Source organism: Deinococcus hopiensis KR-140, assembly GCF_900176165.1.
In the GTDB taxonomy this organism is placed as follows: Bacteria; Deinococcota; Deinococci; order Deinococcales; family Deinococcaceae; genus Deinococcus; species Deinococcus hopiensis.
This window is the reverse complement of record NZ_FWWU01000003.1, coordinates 183,239-199,321: the sequence shown is the minus strand read 5'-3', so window position 1 is coordinate 199,321 and position 16,083 is coordinate 183,239. Positions and strand designations below refer to the sequence as shown.

16 protein-coding genes and 1 pseudogene are annotated in these 16,083 nt (G+C 62.5%); 12 read left to right on the top strand and 5 right to left on the bottom strand.

What is annotated here, in order from left to right; all coding sequences use genetic code 11:
• Positions 1 to 217: 217 nt before the first annotated feature.
• From B9A95_RS34450 to B9A95_RS02715, 9 genes are all read left to right on the top strand, one after another.
• Positions 218 to 1,227 (top strand): IS630 family transposase gene (locus tag B9A95_RS34450; RefSeq protein ID WP_425429906.1). Its coding sequence is split into 2 segments (ribosomal slippage): positions 218 to 692 and positions 692 to 1,227, totalling 1,011 coding nucleotides; the frame shifts between segments, so codons are not numbered across the junction.
• A 389-nt stretch (positions 1,228 to 1,616) separates the two neighbouring features.
• Positions 1,617 to 2,582: an alpha/beta hydrolase gene (locus tag B9A95_RS02750; RefSeq protein WP_084045421.1), complete on the top strand. Its 966-nt coding sequence runs from the start codon at positions 1,617 to 1,619 to the stop codon at positions 2,580 to 2,582.
• A gap of 55 nt (positions 2,583 to 2,637) precedes the next feature.
• A complete protein-coding gene (locus tag B9A95_RS02745; protein ID WP_084045420.1) occupies positions 2,638 to 3,861 on the top strand; it encodes an MFS transporter in 1,224 nt (407 codons plus the stop codon).
• Between the two features lie 62 nt (positions 3,862 to 3,923).
• On the top strand, positions 3,924 to 4,265 hold the full coding sequence (locus tag B9A95_RS02740; RefSeq protein ID WP_139806416.1) for a cyclophilin-like fold protein: 342 nt from the start codon (positions 3,924 to 3,926) through the stop codon (positions 4,263 to 4,265).
• Between the two features lie 121 nt (positions 4,266 to 4,386).
• Positions 4,387 to 5,409, top strand: coding sequence for a zinc-dependent alcohol dehydrogenase family protein (locus B9A95_RS02735; protein ID WP_084045418.1), 1,023 nt, complete (start codon positions 4,387 to 4,389; stop codon positions 5,407 to 5,409).
• A 64-nt stretch (positions 5,410 to 5,473) separates the two neighbouring features.
• Entirely contained in the window at positions 5,474 to 5,872 is a 399-nt protein-coding gene (locus B9A95_RS02730) for a (R)-mandelonitrile lyase (protein WP_084045417.1), read from the top strand.
• 13 nt (positions 5,873 to 5,885) lie between these two features.
• Positions 5,886 to 6,827 carry an AraC family transcriptional regulator gene (locus B9A95_RS02725; protein WP_084045416.1) on the top strand — a complete coding sequence of 314 codons (942 nt, stop codon included), beginning with the start codon at positions 5,886 to 5,888 and terminating at the stop codon, positions 6,825 to 6,827.
• Positions 6,828 to 6,962: 135 nt separating this feature from the next.
• Entirely contained in the window at positions 6,963 to 7,304 is a 342-nt protein-coding gene (locus B9A95_RS31505; protein ID WP_139806415.1) for an aldo/keto reductase, read from the top strand.
• A gap of 416 nt (positions 7,305 to 7,720) precedes the next feature.
• A complete protein-coding gene (locus B9A95_RS02715) occupies positions 7,721 to 7,951 on the top strand; it encodes a hypothetical protein (RefSeq protein ID WP_084045415.1) in 231 nt (76 codons plus the stop codon).
• A gap of 30 nt (positions 7,952 to 7,981) precedes the next feature.
• Here B9A95_RS02715 and B9A95_RS36055 read toward each other — a convergent pair whose 3' ends face one another.
• From B9A95_RS36055 to B9A95_RS02705, 3 genes and pseudogenes are all read right to left on the bottom strand, one after another.
• Entirely contained in the window at positions 7,982 to 8,626 is a 645-nt protein-coding gene (locus B9A95_RS36055; protein WP_281255799.1) for an MFS transporter, read from the bottom strand.
• Positions 8,627 to 8,798: 172 nt separating this feature from the next.
• Positions 8,799 to 9,479 (bottom strand): annotated as a pseudogene (locus B9A95_RS36050) (MFS transporter); the annotation flags it as partial.
• A gap of 24 nt (positions 9,480 to 9,503) precedes the next feature.
• The gene (locus B9A95_RS02705; protein ID WP_084045414.1) at positions 9,504 to 12,011 is read right to left on the bottom strand and encodes a heavy metal translocating P-type ATPase; all 2,508 of its coding nucleotides are present in this window, start codon (positions 12,009 to 12,011) and stop codon (positions 9,504 to 9,506) included.
• A gap of 168 nt (positions 12,012 to 12,179) precedes the next feature.
• On the opposite strand from B9A95_RS02705, the gene B9A95_RS02700 reads away from it, so the two are divergent.
• The 3 genes from B9A95_RS02700 to B9A95_RS02690 all read left to right on the top strand — a co-directional run bounded on the left by B9A95_RS02700 (position 12,180) and on the right by B9A95_RS02690 (position 13,042).
• Positions 12,180 to 12,395, top strand: coding sequence for a CopZ family metallochaperone (locus tag B9A95_RS02700; protein WP_084045413.1), 216 nt, complete (start codon positions 12,180 to 12,182; stop codon positions 12,393 to 12,395).
• Positions 12,396 to 12,475: 80 nt separating this feature from the next.
• Positions 12,476 to 12,739, top strand: a complete 264-nt coding sequence (locus tag B9A95_RS02695) for a metal-sensitive transcriptional regulator (RefSeq protein ID WP_084045412.1) — start codon at positions 12,476 to 12,478, stop codon at positions 12,737 to 12,739.
• A 66-nt stretch (positions 12,740 to 12,805) separates the two neighbouring features.
• Positions 12,806 to 13,042: a glutaredoxin family protein gene (locus tag B9A95_RS02690; protein WP_084045411.1), complete on the top strand. Its 237-nt coding sequence runs from the start codon at positions 12,806 to 12,808 to the stop codon at positions 13,040 to 13,042.
• Positions 13,043 to 13,731: 689 nt separating this feature from the next.
• On the opposite strand, the gene B9A95_RS33150 is transcribed toward B9A95_RS02690, so the two are convergent.
• Positions 13,732 to 14,196: a hypothetical protein gene (locus tag B9A95_RS33150; protein WP_170928388.1), complete on the bottom strand. Its 465-nt coding sequence runs from the start codon at positions 14,194 to 14,196 to the stop codon at positions 13,732 to 13,734.
• Positions 14,197 to 14,488: 292 nt separating this feature from the next.
• Positions 14,489 to 15,193 carry a hypothetical protein gene (locus B9A95_RS31500; protein WP_139806413.1) on the bottom strand — a complete coding sequence of 235 codons (705 nt, stop codon included), beginning with the start codon at positions 15,191 to 15,193 and terminating at the stop codon, positions 14,489 to 14,491.
• Positions 15,194 to 16,083: the final 890 nt, after the last annotated feature.

Sequence of the window (16,083 nt, the reverse complement as noted above, 5' to 3'; positions counted from 1 at the left end):
ATGGAATATGGTTCATTTCATAGAAACGTACAATCAAGACAAAAAAGCACCTGGATCAAAGTACTCTATTCTCTCAGCCGAGGGTGGCAACCAATACGAAGGAAGTTGGGTGGTCACAAAATAACATCTCGGGTGACGACTACCCTTCCCACGCTTATCACCAAGGAAACTACCCCTTATTGATACCGGCTGAAGTTGCGGACGTTAGAATGGGTGGATGACGGACCGTTGGCTGCCCTCGCGCCTGACGCGAGCTCAACTTGAAGAACGTCGACTGCACTTCCTCAAGCTGCTCGAAACTGGGCAATACAGCAGCAAGGAACTCGCGGAGCTTCTGGGTGTCTCCATGAGTACTCTGCGCACCTGGAGGCACCTCCTGCGGCACCAGGGTCCAGGTGCACTGCAGGCCACCATCACCACGGGGAGAGTGCCAGCACTCTCCGGAGAGCAGCGAGAGACCCTGAAGCGACTGCTCAACGAAGGCGCACAGGTGCATGGCTTCCCCGACGCGAGCTGGACGACCCCGCGCGTCCGGGAGGTCATCGGTCGTCACTTCGACATCTGGCATCATCGCGACCACGTGCGGAGAATCCTGCACCAGTTGGGCTTCTCCCGCCAGAAGCCCGATCAACGCGCGCTGGAACAGAATCCCGAAGCGGTGGCCACCTGGATTCAGACCGTCCTGCCCGAGATCAAAAAAAAGTAACGGCGGGAGCGACCCTGGTCTTCCTGGATGAGGTGGGGTTCAGCCTGAAAGGCACGGTGAAGCACACCTGGGCGCTGCGCGGCCACACGCCCGTGGTGTATGGCAAAGCCAGCTGGGACAAGGTGTCGACTATCGGTGCACTCACCACTGCCGGCCAGTTCCTGCAACACACGCAACACGGCGCGTTCAAGAGTCCGGACGTGATTCGCTTCCTGCAGCACGTGTTGACGCACGTTCCAGGAGAGGTCATGGTCGTCCTCGACAACGCCGGCATCCACAAATCGAAGGCCGTCACGGCCTTCGCAACAGGTGAAGCACGGCTGTCTCTGCAATATCTCCCGCCGTACGCTCCGGAACTCAATCCCATTGAACTGGTGTGGGCCTATGTCAAGCGCAACGTCCTGGGGAACTTCTGTGCACAGACACTGAAGGAATTGAAGGCGCGCCTCAAGGTTGGATGGGCGCGCGTCCGGTATGTCCGACTCCCTGCTCGCCTCCTCCACAGCTACCTTCCGTCCTAAACTTCAGCCGAGATCAATAATGGTACTCCGTTGACTGGCGGGAACCTGATGGATGGCGCCCCTGTTTCTGGGGTCAGCGCGGTACACAAAGAGTGGGAATCCACCGTGTTTTTCGCCAGCAGTTCCAGACCCAACGGAGTACCAATAAAAAGCCAACGGGGGGAGTGAAGGCCACCCACGCGGAAGACGAAAACCGCAGCGCCACCTCCAGTGAAGACCTTCGAAGGTGGACGACCTGACCAAAGGTCAGACCTCCACTTCCGATCAAGAGATTTAGGACAGAAATTCAGAGTTTTAGGCAAGCGCCCGCCCCCCTGGGTTCATAAACTTCCCTTACGCGGCTGACCCCAGTCCGCACCTGTCAGAGACGACAAAGCCCAGGAGACCCCATGCCCTTACAACCAGACAACTACACGTTTCCCCTTGCTGCCGAAGTTACGCGGACGCCCATGCGGTACAAGAACCGCTACGGCATTGAGCTTGCGGCTGACTTGTACCAGAGGAAGGATTTCGACGAAGCTGCCCAGTACCAGGCACTTGTGATCGGCCCGCCTCACGGCGGGGTGAAAGAGCAGGGCCCGGGCGTCTACGCTCAGGAAATGGCCCAGCGCGGCTTTGTAGCCCTTGCTTTCGACCCTTCCTACAACGGCGAGAGCAGCGGTGAGCCGAGACACATCACGTCCCCCGAACTCTTCGCTGAGGATTTCAGTGCTGGCGTGGATTTCCTGGGTACGCTCCCTTACGTTGATCGTGAGCAGATCGGCGTGATCGGCATTTGCGGCAGCGGTGGGTTCGCGCTCAGCGCTGCCCAGGTCGACCCGCGTATCAAAGCGGTCGCCACCACCGCCATGTACGACATCAGTGGTGTGAACCGCGACGGTTGGCAAGGCAGCGCTACCGACGACGACCGCCGCCAGAACCTGGCCCGCGTGGCACAGCAGCGCTGGGCGGATGTTGACGCTGGACACCCCGCGCTCACGCCGACCTTCCCCGCGGACATTCCAGCTGAGGGCCCCGACCCCATCACCAGCGAGTTTTTCGAGTATTACGTCGCTGATCGTGGACACCATCCCCGGTCCATCGGCGGCTTTACCGTGACCAGCGCTGCGGCACACATCAACTTTGGCGCCCTCCAGCACATCGGAGACATTGCGCCCCGCCCCATCCTGCTCATCACTGGTGATCAGGCCCACTCCCGGTACTTCAGCGAGACCATCCACCAGCAGGCGGCCGGACACTCGGAGCTTGTGGTTGTTCCCGGCGCACGCCACATCGACTTGTATGACCGCACTGAGGTCATTCCGTTTGACCGCCTTGAAGGCTTCTTCTCCGAGAACCTGAAGTCCACTCCGTAACTTGTCCCTCAAACGCCGGGCTACGGCGCCCGTTCAGGCGCTCACAGGAGGCCTTATGGCTGACCAAATTGCTGCAGAGCGCACCTTCCCCAGCGTGACCACCCCGAACTGGAGTGCCGTGTTCGCCCTGACCCTGTGCGTCGCGACGTTGATCGCGTCCGAGTTCATGCCGGTCAGCTTACTCACGCCGATTGCCAACGACCTGAACATCAGTGAGGGCAGAGCTGGCCAGGCCATCGCCATCTCCGGGCTGTTCGCCGTCCTGACCAGCTTGATGGTCTCCTCGGCCACGCGCCGAATCGACCGCCGCACGGTCCTGCTCGGGCTGACCCTGCTGATGATGGCGTCTGGCATGATGGTGGCATTCGCGCCGAACGTTACCGTGTTCATGTTTGGCCGCGCTCTGATTGGCATTGTCATCGGTGGGTTCTGGGCGATGTCGGCCGCAACCGTCATGCGCCTCGTTCCTGAACAGGACGTTCCGCGCGCGCTGGGCCTGCTCAATGGCGGGAACGCACTGGCCACAGTCCTTTCTGCGCCACTGGGAAGCTTTCTCGGGCAGACCATCGGGTGGCATGGCGCCTTTTTCACGGTGGTCCCGCCCGCGACCCTAACCCTGGTCTGGCTGCTCGCCCGCCTGCCCTCCATGCCCTCCCAGCACCGCCCAGGGGGTCATTCGGTGTTTCAGGTGCTGCGCCGGCCCCTGGTGCCTCTCGGAATGCTGTCCGTCTTGCTCTTCTTCCTGGGCCAGTTTGCGTTGTTCACCTACCTGCGCCCCTTCCTGGAAACCGTCACGCGCGTCAATGTCTCCACGCTTTCCCTGCTCCTGCTGATTAACGGCGTGGCTGGTCTGGTGGGCACGGTCCTGATTGGCACGGTGCTGCGCACCCGGCTGTACAGCGTGTTGACCGTGCTCCCGCTGGCAATGGCTGTCGTGGCGATCGCACTCATGGTGTTTGGCAACGTACCCATTCTCGTCGGCGTCCTGCTGGCTGTTTGGGGACTGCTGGCCACAGCCGCGCCCGTCGGCTGGTGGACCTGGCTCAGCCGGGTGCTTCCCGACGACGCCGAGGCGGGAGGTGGCCTGATGGTGGCGGTGATTCAGCTCGCGATTACCCTAGGCGCCACGCTGGGCGGCGTGTTGTACGACCTGAGTGGGTACCGCATGACCTTCGCCCTGAGTGCGGCCATGCTCGCCGCATCGGCACTCCTCGCTTGGGTAGGAGCCCGGTCTCACGCCACCGCAAAAAGGACTCGCCAGCAAGAAGTCCACGTATGAATTCCTTTTTGTTGATCACACTTCTGGCCTTCTCTGCTGGCGCTGCCCCGAGGAGCCAACAGATGAACATCAAAATCGGTACCGCGACCTTCACCGCGACCCTGGATGACACGCCCACGGGCCAAGCGTTCAAAGCCCGCTTGCCCCTCACGCTCAGGATGAGCGATCTGCACCAGAACGAGAAGTTCGTTGACCTACCGGTGGGGCTGCCCACCCGAGCCGTCCATCCCGCCACCATCCGTCAGGGCGACCTGATGCTGTACGGCGACCGCACCGTCGTCCTGTTCTACCGGACCTTCCCAACCCGTTACAGCTATACGCGCCTTGAGCGCATCCATGATCCCAAGGGCCTGGCTGTGGCCCCGGGCTCCGGGGACGTCACCATCACCTTCACGCTGAGGTAGCGCTGCCCCAAACACGTGATGGCCACACCTGGATGCACTTCCCCTGCATCACAGACCGTAGCAAGGCCATTGATCCTCGCCCGAAGGCCAGGGGAACCATTCAACAACCAGGAGATTCACCATGAAAGCAACCATGCTGTACGGCCCCCGGGACATCCGCTTTGAGGACCGCCCTGACCCCACCATCATCGAGCCCACCGACGCCATCATTCGCATGAGCGCTACCTGCGTGTGCGGGTCCGACCTGTGGCCGTACCGGGGCGACGACGTGAGCGATCAGCCGATGCCGATGGGCCACGAATACTGCGGGATTGTTGAGGAAGTCGGTCGCGACGTACGTCACCTCAAACCCGGTCAGTTCGTGGTGGGCTCCTTTTTCGCCTCGGACAACACCTGCCCCATCTGCAACGACGGGTACCAGAGCCGCTGCGTGGACGCCCGCCCGATCGGCGCTGAGGGCGCGCAGGCTCCCTTGCTGCGTGTCCCCCTGGCTGACGGCACGCTGGTCGCCACACCGGAAGTCCCGGCCGATGACCTGCTGCCGAGTCTGCTGGCGACTTCTGACGTGCTGGGCACCGGCTGGTTCGCAGCGGACGCTGCGAGGGTCAAACCTGGGAAGACGGTCGTCGTGGTCGGGGACGGCGCGGTGGGCCTCCTGTCGGTGCTGTCCGCCAAACAGATGGGTGCCGAGCGGATCATCATGATGAGCCGACACGAAGCCCGTCAACAGCTCGCACTGAAGTTTGGCGCGACGGACATCGTCACCGAACGCGGCGACGAAGGCGTGGCCCAGATCAAGGAGCTGACCGGTGGCCTGGGCGCGCACTCGGTGATTGAGGCGGTTGGCACCCAGGAGTCGATGATGCAGGCTATCCGCGCCACCCGTCCTGGTGGGCACGTCGGGTACGTCGGGGTGTCGCACGGTGTGGAACTGCCCGGACTGGAGCTGTTTTTCTCCGGCGTGCACCTGCACGGTGGCCCCGCGCCTGTGCGCCGCTACCTCCCGCACCTGATCGACCTGGTGCTCAAGGGCCAGATCAACCCCGGCCTGGTGTTCGACCAGACGCTGCCACTGGAGCAGGTGGCCGAGGGTTACCGCGCGATGGATGAGCGCCGCGCCATCAAAACCATGCTGCGCCCCTAACACGGACGGCTTACCTTTCGGGAGTCCATTCGTTCACCACGCCACCTGAGGACCAGGAGCCACCATGAACATTCAACGTGTCGGAACCCAACCCTCTCACAAAGGCCCTGCTGACTGGTTTACCGGAACGGTCCGGATCGACGGGTTGTTCGTGGCCCATGAGCCCGCCCGCGCCGCTGGCAACGCTGTGACCTTTGAACCTGGCGCGCGCACGGCCTGGCATACCCATCCCCTCGGCCAAACGCTGATCGTCACGGCCGGTATGGGGTGGGTGCAACGCGATGGGGGGCCCATTGAGGAGATCCGCCCAGGGGACGTCGTGTGGTTCGGGCCTGGCGAGCGGCACTGGCACGGGGCCTCACCCACGACGGCCATGACGCACATCGCCATTCAGGAAGCGCTGGACGGCAAAGCGGTCGAATGGTTGGAGCACGTCACTGATGAGGAGTACCAGGGGCCGTGAACAGGGAGACTCCATGACCCCTTCAGCCGTGCATCTGGCCCCATCACCTGAAGAATTGTCTCGCCTGGCGGGCCTGATCAGGACATACGCCCCTTATGACGGTGACTTCCCCCTTCGGCTGCCGGGGGTGGCGGTCGCCCGCTCCGCCCATGTGAACCAACACCTTCAGCACACCGTGCAGCAGCCGGCCCTCTGCCTGGTGGCGCAGGGCAACAAGAGCGTGCGGATTGGCCCGGACAAGTACGAGTACGATCCCCAGCGCCTGATGGTGTACTCCGTTCAGCTGCCAGTCGCGTTTCAGGTCACGCAGGCCAGTGTGGCGGAACCGTTCCTCACGTTCAAACTGGACCTGGACCCCCGGCGGATTGCCAGCCTCAGCCTGAAAATCTTCCCGGACGGAGTGCACCGCGTTCAGGAGAACCGTGGCGTTCACCAGACCCACTCGAATGGCGCCGTCGTGAACGCCGCAAGCCGGCTCCTGGAGGTGATGGGTAACGACCGGGAAGCGGCCTTGATTGGTCCGCTGGTCGTGGACGAACTCCTGATCCGCCTGCTGATGAGTCCGGTCGGCGCGCAGGTGGCCCAACTGGGGCAGGCTGAATCACGGGTGGGGCGAATTGCCCGGGCCATCGACTGGATTCAGGCGCACTACGACGAACCACTGGAAGTCGAGGCCCTCGCCGAACTGGCGCACATGGGCGTCTCGACCTTCCACGCCCATTTCAAGGCCGTCACCTCGATGAGTCCACTGCAATTCCAGAAGCACGTACGACTCCAGGAAGCCCGCCGCCTGCTGATGTCGTCGCCGGTCGATGCCACGACCGCCAGTCGACAGGTGGGCTACCAGAGTGCCTCGCAATTCAGTCGGGAGTACGGCCGGCTATTCGGGTCTACCCCCTCACAGGATCTCGCCCGGTTACGCGAACCCGGAGGTCAGCCGCTCGCCACTCTCTGAAAATACCTGACCGCGCTGCAAGGTCATGCACCGGGGAGACGTGCCGTACTGGTCAGCCCCGTGGCCTCTCTCCTGTTCGAATCCTCTAAGGAGGTTCTCCACCATGAGAACTGTCATTCTCAACAACAACGTTTCATGCCCATTCTCGGTTTCGGGGTCTACCAGATTCCCGAAGCAGCGGAGTGCGAGCGCGTCGTCACAGATGCCCTTGAGGCTGGTTACCGCCTGATCGACACGGCCACCACCTACCTGAACGAAGAAGCCATTGGCCGGGCCATCCGCAGCAGCGGCATCGCACACCGCCCGCGTCGGTGGTCCCGCTGCTGGGGGGACGTCGGATTACGACTGACGGGGCACGCCGCAGGAGCAGGGGGAGGCGAACCTGCAGGCCGCGGCAGAACTGCAAACCCAGGTGACGGGCACACGTACTGGCACCCACTTGTGGTTGCGGGCATTCGGCGTGACGCCCGCGTATGAGATGCACGTCCTGCGAGGGCTGGAAACGGCCGTGGCCTCGGGCGTGGATGACCTGATGCTCTGGTCCTACCGATGCGGGGAGGGCCGGGGGCGCCTGACCAGCCAACGTGCAGACCGCCTGTGGGTGGAGGTTGTGGCCCTCGTGCACGCGGCGCGGTCCAGGGCGCACCGCTCACCGTTTCTTTCCACCACTGAGGTACGTATGACGGAACACACCATGCCGAGCGCAGAAGTCCTTTCCTCAACCTTTCCCTGGGTGGAATCGCAGGGATTGCTCGCCAGGTCAACGCCGCGAACGGCTGGGGCCTGGAGTTCACGTACGGCGACGTGCCCGGGTACATCGCGCTGATCCACTCGGAGATCGTGGAGGCGGACGACGAGTCGGACCTCACCCCGAGGAACCGGGGCTCGGGGACGTGCTGTTCCGGGCGTTGGACCTCGCGGAGCTGCTCGCGCCGAGCGCGCTGCTGGAGCAGGGCTGGAACCCGGGTGACAGCATGAGTAAGGGGCTCGAACGCCGGTTGCTGGACCTGCATAGGTGCGTGACGAACGCCCTGGAGGCTTTCCGGAAAGAGCCGAAGGAACGGGCACGGGAGGTGATCCTCGACTACCACCATGAGAACCGGGATCCCAGTGACAAGCACTGAGATCCCGGAAGGGTGCAGTCAGGGCGGGTGTCAGTGGGTGGGCGTTTGAGTGGGTTCCTCAGCGCTCGGTTGGGGGCGGGCGTTGATGACCAGCGCGGTGATGACCGCCGCAACCACCAGGATGAGGGCCCCGACCGCCAGTCCGCTGCTGTAGCCCTGGACCAGCGCGTCACTGGCCCGGGTGACCAGTTCCTCATTCCCGCTCGTCCGACCCTGATACAGCGCAGCCAGGGCGTCCGGCAACTGATGGGCAGTGGTCGTCACCGCCACTGTGGCCAGGAGCGCCAAGCCCAGCGCCACGCCGATCTGCTGCGCGGCGTTCAGCAGCGCCGACGCGATTCCGGAATCCTGGGACGCCACGCCGTGCACTCCGGTGAGGGTCAGAGGCACGAAGCCCATTCCGAACCCGAAGGCCGTGAAGAAGATGCCCGGAAGGAGGTGCAGGGCGTAACTGGCGTCACGATCCATAGTGGACAGCCAAAAGACGGCAGCACTGGCGATCAGCATGCCCACAGGGGCCAGCACGCGGGGGGGAATGCGGGTGACCAGCTTGGTCACGACGCCCGAGGAGAGCGCGATGCCCACGGCGAAGGGTAACCATGCCAGCCCGGTGCGCATGGGGCTGTACCCCAGGATGTGCTGCATGTAGAGCGTCACCAGGTAGAAGGTGCCCATGGGGCCCACAGCGAGCAGCAGCATGCCGAGGTAGGACCCCCAGCGGTTTGCGGTCACGGAACACCCGTAGGGGCAGCAGCGGCTGGGCACTGCGCGTCTGAATCCACAGGAACAGCGGAATCAGGGTGGCCGCGGTTGCGAGGAACGCCAGGGTCAGCGGGTCGGTCCAGCCGTGCTCCCCCCCCCGGGTGATGGCGTAGACGAGGGCCGCCATGCCTACAGTGCTGGTGAGGGCGCCGGGAAGATCCAGCCGTCCGGGATGACGTCCCGCGTCCCCCAGCGTGCGCGTGCCAGCCAGGACCAGCAGCCCGATGGGAATGTTGATGAAGAACACCCAGCGCCAGCCCACCGTGCCGGTGAGAACGCCACCCAGCAGCAGGCCGGCGACGATCCCGAGGCCTGACATGGCGCCATAGATGGCCAGGGCCTTGTTGCGCGCTTCTCCAGCTGGGAAAGTGGTGGCAATCAGGGCGAGGGCGTTCGGGGCGGTGAGTGAGGCGCCGAGGCCTTGCAGGACGCGGGAGGCGATCAGCAGTTCACCATTGGGCGCCAGGCCGACGAACAGGGAGGCGAGGGTAAACAAAGCGAGGCCCAGTTGAAAGACGCGCTTGCGGCCGTAGAGATCCCCCACGCGACCACCGAAGAGAAGCAGGGCGCCGAACGTCAGGATGTAGCCATTGACAACCCACGGCAGGTTGGAAGCAGAGAGGGCCAGCTCGTTCTGGATAGTGGGCAGGGCGATGTTCGCGATGGAGTCGTCCAGGACCAGCATCAGCTGGGCGGCGGCGATCACGAGCAGGGCGAGACCAAGGCGGTTGGCAGGGTCTGGGGAGGGCTTGAGATCTTGGGGCATGATGTTTTCCTTGCGCAGAGGCTGTCAGGCCTGAGCGGGAATGAGGGGCTGAGCCGTGACGGTGACAGACTTCACGGGCGGCTTGAAGCGGCGCAGCCTTAACACGTTGCTGAGCACGAAGACGCTGGAAAATCCCATGGCCGCCGCCAGGACCGGACTGAGCAGGACGCCGAAAGTCGGGTACAGCACGCCAGCTGCGACGGGAATCAGGACGATGTTATAGGCGAAGGCCCAGAAGAGGTTGAGCTTGATGTTGCGCAGCGTCGCGCGACTGAGGGCAAAGGCGTTCGGTACGCCGCGCAGGTCGCCGCTCATTAGGATGACGTCGGCCGTCTCGACTGCAACGTCGGTGCCGGTGCCGATGGCCAGACCGATGTCCGCCTGGGCGAGCGCGGGCGCGTCGTTGATGCCGTCGCCCACGAAGGCCACCTTCTGACCTTTCGCCTGGAGAGCCTCCACCGCGTCACTCTTGCCGCTGGGCAGCACTTCGGCCAGCACTTCGTCAATGCCCAGCTGCCGGGCGATTGCGTTCGCCGTCCGGGCGTTATCCCCCGTGATCATCGCGACCCGCAGGCCCATACGGTGCAAGGCGTCCACAGCTTCCAGGCTTCCGTCCTTGATGGGATCGGCTACGGCAATCACGGCGGCCAGCTGACCATCCACCGCCGCGTACAGGGGGCTCTTGCCTTCGTCGCCGAGTCTCTCTGCCTGCGCTGCGAAGACCTTGATGTCCAGGCCCAACTGGGTCATGTACCGATCGGCACCAACCTGGACGAGGTGCCCGTCGACGCGCGCTTCCAGACCATACCCAGGCACCGCTTCGAACGCTTCGGGCTTGAGCAGGGCTACACCCGCGCGCTTGGCAGCATCAACGATGGCGCGGGCAATCGGGTGCTCGCTCTGCTCCTCGGCGGCAGCCACCAGACGCAGAACGCCTTCGCGGTTGAAGCCCTCGGCCACGACCAGGTCGGTCAGTTCGGGCTTGCCTTTGGTGAGGGTACCCGTCTTGTCCATGGCGACCACCTGCACGTCTTGGAGCCCTTCCAGGGCGCCACCGCCCTTGAACAGCACGCCCAGTTCCGCGGCCTTGCCGGTGCCGACCATGATGCTGGTCGGCGTGGCCAGACCCATCGCGCAGGGGCAGGCGATGATCAGCACCGCGACGGTCGTGATGAGGGCGAAGCTGAGGGCGGTCTGACCACCAAAGATCAGCCACAGCAGGAAGGTTAGCGCGGCGATGCCCAGCACAACCGGCACGAACACGGCGACGACTCGGTCTGCCAGGCCCTGAATTGGCGGCTTACTGCCCTGGGCCGTCTCGACCAACTTGATGATCTGCGCGAGAGCCGTATCGGCACCGATGCGCGTGGCGCGGAAGGTAAGGGCCCCGTTCTGGTTAATGGTGCCGCCGACCACGCCAGCACCAGGCTGCTTGCTGACGGGAATGGGCTCACCCGTAATCATGGACTCGTCCACGAAGCTGGCGCCGTGGACGACGTCTCCGTCGACGGGGATTTTCTCGCCAGGGCGGACGGAGATTAGGTCACCGACCAGCACTTCATCGGTCAGGAGTTCGAGCTCCTGCCCGTTCCGGACCACACGCGCGGTCTTGGCTTGCAGGCTAAGCAGCTTTTTCATCGCTTCGCTGCTTCTGCCCTTGGCGATGGCCTCGAAGAATTTCCCCAGCAGGATCAGGGTGATGACCACGCCTGATGCTTCGTAGTACACGTGGGCAGTGCCTTCCGGGAAAATGCCGGGGGCCACGGTGGCGACCAGCGAGTACAGGAATGCTGCGGTGGTGCCGATCATCACCAGGGCGTTCATGTCCGGGGAGCGGTTCTTAAGGCTCTTCCAACCCAGGCGGTAGAAGCGCCGCCCGGGGCCGAACTGAATGGGCAGGGCGAGCGCCAGCATGACCCAGTTCAACGTGCTCATGACGCCGTGGCCGAAGGTGTTCATCAGCCAGTCGTTCACGGCCGGGATGACCATCGGCACCATGGCGATCAGCAGCAGCGGCACGGCGAAGATGGTGCTGAACAGTACCTGGCGGCGGAGATGGTCGACTTCCTGGGCGCGGGCTTCACGTTCCTGATCCTCGCGGCTCAGGCCCGCCTGTTCTTCCAGAACCTCATACCCGGTCTCCCGGATGGCGGCTTTGAGCTGCCCGGGACTGACACTGGAGGGCAGGTAAGTCACGCTGGCGCGTTCGGTGGCGAGGTTTACGCTGGCACTCAGCACGCCGTCAACTTTCTTCAGGGCCCGTTCCACACGGCCCACGCAGCTCGCGCAAGTCATGCCCTGGATGCCGAGTTCGAGGCTGCTGACCATGGGCTCGTAGCCCACGTCTTTGACCTTGTCCAGCAGGGCCTGCGGTGTGGTCACGCTGGGGTCATACGTGACGGTGGCGCGCTCGGTGGCGAGGTTCACGCTGGCACTCTCGACGCCCTCCACCTTCTTCAGGCCGCGTTCAACCCGTCCCACACAACTGGCGCAAGTCATGCCCTGCACGCCGAGTTCGATCGTTGTCATCATCTTTCCTCCTATCCCCCTAGGGAGGATTACTAATAGTCGGATCATAGATCCCAGGGAGGGGGATTGGCAAGTAGGCATAAAGACATTCGCCTTATTCTGCGCGGATTCTTCTGTTTACCGTTGACACCCCTGGGGGGAGGATATATTTTTATGTCAGGAGAGGTGACCATGACTCAGACCAAGATTGAACTGGATATCACCGGCATGACCTGCGGCCACTGCCAGTCGGGCGTAACCCAGGCCCTCAAGAGTGTTCCCGGTGTCGTCGATGCGCAGGTGAATCTGAAGACCGGCAAGGCCGTCGTACAGGGCAACGTGGAACCCCAACAGCTTATTGCGGCTGTCGTCGAGGAAGGCTACGCTGCCCAGGTGGCGAACCCGTAATGGCCAAAGGGACAACTGCCGAACCGTTGGACATAACCCCCGGGGAGGGGGAACACTGCTCCACAGGTCATCACCTCTGTATGCCAGAGGACAGCCGCAAGCGCGCCGCGCGCCGTCTCGCCATCGCCCGCGGCCATCTCGAGAGCATCCGCCGTTCTCTCGAAGATCCGGACGTGTACTGCGTTGACGTCCTGCGGCAGATCAAGGCGGTCCAGGGTGCGCTGGACGGCGCTGCAGCGGTAGTGCTGCGAGGCCACCTTGAAGCACATGTGGCCACCGCGGCAACACGCGGTGACGAGAAGGCCATCGTTGATGAGCTGATGGACGTCTTCAAGTACGTCTGAAGTCACGTGCGCAACTATTTTCAAGGGGCGAAAGCGGGTCTGCCCCCTGCTCTCTGGAGGTTCCGCATGCCAAAGGTCATCCTGTACGCCACGCCCACATGCCCGGACTGCCACGCGTTGCGCCTCTGGTTCGGTCACCGAGGGATCGCCTTCGAGGAACGTGACCTGACGGATCCCGCTGTCGCGGACCAGGTCAAAGCGCGGTACGGCGTGCGTGTCGCGCCCATCACCGTTATTGGTGAGCAGTTCTTCTATGGCACCTTTGATCAACAGCGGCCCAAGCTTGAAGCGCTCCTTGCCTGAAAGAGTTACCGTGTCTTTCCCGGTCAAGCCATGGAACCTGGCACTCGGCACCGCTACGCGCTGAAGCTTTTACAGAGCCCCAGGCAGGAACTGCTCCTCGCCCTCCACCGGTTCAGCAGGCTCCTCGAGCTTCGATCGAACGTGTACACCCCGCGAGTGCGACTCCATTGCGCCTGGGCAACGTTGATGTGCATCTCGCGCATGAGGTCGCCTGCTTCGGTGGGGAGAGGCGAGGCAGCTGAGCGGTGAAGAGCGTGATGTACTCCAGGGGTTGCCGCACGGACTGCATCCAGAGGTGGTTAGACCCTAGCTTTGCAGCGAGCGTGTGGCGCGTGTCCTTGACGTCCGCGTCCAGGTTGTAGGGTCTGGGCTTCACCGCCGCACCTTCTTCCCGGTTCCCCTGCAGTCCCAGCACGCGAGCAGCGCCACGCTCCGGCGCACGCCATGGCTGAAGGATGAGGGGGAGTGACAGGTGCTACCGCACCGGGTAAGGACAGAGGAGAGGACCCCTGAAGGAGCGGAGAGCCAAAAGAAGAAGGCGACCCCAGAGGCCGCCTTGATTTCTCTAAGTTAGCGCCGAATGCACGCGAAGTCAATGACATGCATCGGGTATGGGTCGTCTTCCAGGAAAAACCCTTCAAAGACGGCATTTGCAACCATCAGGTGCCAGGGCCAGGACGAAGGGCGCTTTAGTTGCCATACAGCGCGAAGATGGATGAGGCTCCGTCTGCGGAGGTTCCCCTGGAGATCATGCCCACGTACTTGCCAGCGCTGTTCGTGTACACGAGGGTCTCTGCGTCGTCCCACCCCTGCAGTTGAAACTTTCGGTAGGTGTCCTGTTTGAAGCCCTGCGTCCGAAGCTGGTAGATGCTGTCGTGGAAGGCCGATTGCCAGCGGCGCACGCGGTAGACTTCGACCCAGCGCACGTTCGTGTTCAGCTTTTTTCCCTGTGCTGTGAGTTCCTGCGTGATGCGCCCTGCCTCAGGGCCGCACACCCGTACCACGGACGCCGTGCCGCCGCGTATGCAGGTGCACTCCGGGGGCAGGGGCTTAGCCTCCGCGCCGTTGCCGTCCAGCTCGAAGCCCACAGCTTCAAAACCCGCAAAGGCGGCCCCTGGAACGCCGTACAAGTCAAACGCGTGCTGGACAGGCAAAAATCACCCACCTCAGATTCGGCTGCATGATTTGACAACCTGTGAATACCGCCCTATATTAGAGAAATCAAGGCGGCCTCCGGGTCGCCTTCTCCTTTTGGCTCCAGGCACTGTGCTGGTTCCTGACCGAGTCAGTTCTTGATGCCCGCACGCCAGCGACCGCAGGGCGCTTTTCTTGCGTGGCGAGCTCTCCAGGGCAGAGAATCCGGTATGAGGAGCAGCCAAAAAGCCCACCCACGGGCGGGCTTGAAAGCGGCTCGATCACTTCACGTTTGCGAGCTTTTGAGGCTGCTCAAGTGAGATGCTCTACGACTTCAAAGTCTTGGCCAGTCCACCACAGCTCGACCCAAGGTTCACTGTCCTCGTACGTGACGAGCATCAACTGTTGATTCAGCTTCTCTCGTTCGTCCCAGGTCTGATCTGGCCAGCCCCAGCACCAGCCACCCAGCTGCGCAACCGGACGCTCGTCCGCCCACATGGGGTGCTCACTCCGCAATTGCTGATCGAGATCCGTCAGAACTGGAGACTTCCACAACGGCAACTCACTCCACTCCAGCATCTCCTCGGCAGGCGTCCCTAATTCTTGTGCCACCCATCCTTGAAGATCAGAGGGACCATGTCGGAAGAGGGCATCCAGGTGAGGCACTTGCTGACTTGGAAACCCATAGAGTGCTTGCCCTTCGTCCACATGCAGGACCGCCTCAGGGTCATAAAGCGCGATCTGATCCCCTCCTGCCCGGAGATACACGCTGAGGCAACCCGGTAGCGCGTGTGGCAGCTTCCTCGCATCGACACTGATCCAATGCTCGAAGAAGTCGCCATCCTCGATTTGGTCCTCATCTGTCACCACGAGATGCTCAGGCAGAGGCACACTTGGCACTCCCTTCCAGGCAGCTATGGGCTCCCCCTCCCCCTCGAACTGGAGGAATGTCACCGGACGCGCGAGCTGTTCAGCAAGCGCTAACGCCTTGGCAGGAAAGGGGGGAGACTCAGACACCTATAAAGCCTAGTGCCGGAATCTTTGGGCGACAGTCGGCTGTGCCGGTTCTAATCTAAATACCCTTAGGGCTGAGAGGAATTTGTCACTCGTTGGATGTGTTGGCGCGTTGCCCTGCCTCCCGCTCCCAGAAGGTAGGTCCGAAGAGGGAACCTGTGTCTTCAGCAACGAACACTGCCCCTGCAACAACCAGTGATCGACCCTCAGCCGAATCCAAGGCGAACAACGTACTGAACTGGGCTGCTTGGGGCCGTATGCCTACATGCTGAAGATGCAGTTCGGGGTCGTGAAGCCGCACAATCTGAAGCTCTCCGCTGAACGCTGTCGCCTGTAAGACCAATGCATCTACGCCCTTGAACCAGATATCTGTGCGTTGAACGTCTGGCACATCTTCCAAAAATTTAGAGCTTCGCAAGAGTAGTTGGCTGTGGCTAGCCCGATACCACCACACCTCAAAGGGCCGTTCTGCCGCGAACTTGTGCAATAGTAGCTTCCTCTTTTCAGCCCTAACTGGGCTTAGAGAAGAAGGGAGCCCAGCGTCCTAGCACTACTTAAATACCTACCCTATCGAGCAAGGTCTCGCCGTCTTCGTCCCATTGTTTTGGCCAGAGGTGGACGATACGGAGCACTAGGCAGGACCGCGACCATTGTGAATCCTGCTCATCAGGTTCTCCTTTATAGCCCTTAGAGCCAATTTCAAGCTTGTACACGTCCAATTCCCCAGTCGCCTCAAGCTCTTGATAGTAGACGGCTCGCACTATGGCTCCCTCAGGAGTGTCGGGATGCGTGGAAGCTTGAATGGTCCCTACTTCCTCTGGGTCATAGCGCTCAACGCGAATAACCACTCGGGGATACGGTGGCTCCATACCTACCAGTCTATGAGCCCCCAC

Coding starts and splice junctions, on each gene's coding strand:
- B9A95_RS02705 (WP_084045414.1), bottom strand. CDS start 12,011: ATGATGACAACGATCGAACTCGGCGTGCAGGGCATGACTTGCGCCAGT.
- B9A95_RS02745 (WP_084045420.1), top strand. CDS start 2,638: ATGGCTGACCAAATTGCTGCAGAGCGCACCTTCCCCAGCGTGACCACC.
- B9A95_RS02695 (WP_084045412.1), top strand. CDS start 12,476: ATGCCAGAGGACAGCCGCAAGCGCGCCGCGCGCCGTCTCGCCATCGCC.
- B9A95_RS02740 (WP_139806416.1), top strand. CDS start 3,924: ATGAACATCAAAATCGGTACCGCGACCTTCACCGCGACCCTGGATGAC.
- B9A95_RS02750 (WP_084045421.1), top strand. CDS start 1,617: ATGCCCTTACAACCAGACAACTACACGTTTCCCCTTGCTGCCGAAGTT.
- B9A95_RS31505 (WP_139806415.1), top strand. CDS start 6,963: ATGCCCATTCTCGGTTTCGGGGTCTACCAGATTCCCGAAGCAGCGGAG.
- B9A95_RS02690 (WP_084045411.1), top strand. CDS start 12,806: ATGCCAAAGGTCATCCTGTACGCCACGCCCACATGCCCGGACTGCCAC.
- B9A95_RS02730 (WP_084045417.1), top strand. CDS start 5,474: ATGAACATTCAACGTGTCGGAACCCAACCCTCTCACAAAGGCCCTGCT.
- B9A95_RS02700 (WP_084045413.1), top strand. CDS start 12,180: ATGACTCAGACCAAGATTGAACTGGATATCACCGGCATGACCTGCGGC.
- B9A95_RS36055 (WP_281255799.1), bottom strand. CDS start 8,626: ATGGGCACCTTCTACCTGGTGACGCTCTACATGCAGCACATCCTGGGG.
- B9A95_RS02735 (WP_084045418.1), top strand. CDS start 4,387: ATGAAAGCAACCATGCTGTACGGCCCCCGGGACATCCGCTTTGAGGAC.
- B9A95_RS02725 (WP_084045416.1), top strand. CDS start 5,886: ATGACCCCTTCAGCCGTGCATCTGGCCCCATCACCTGAAGAATTGTCT.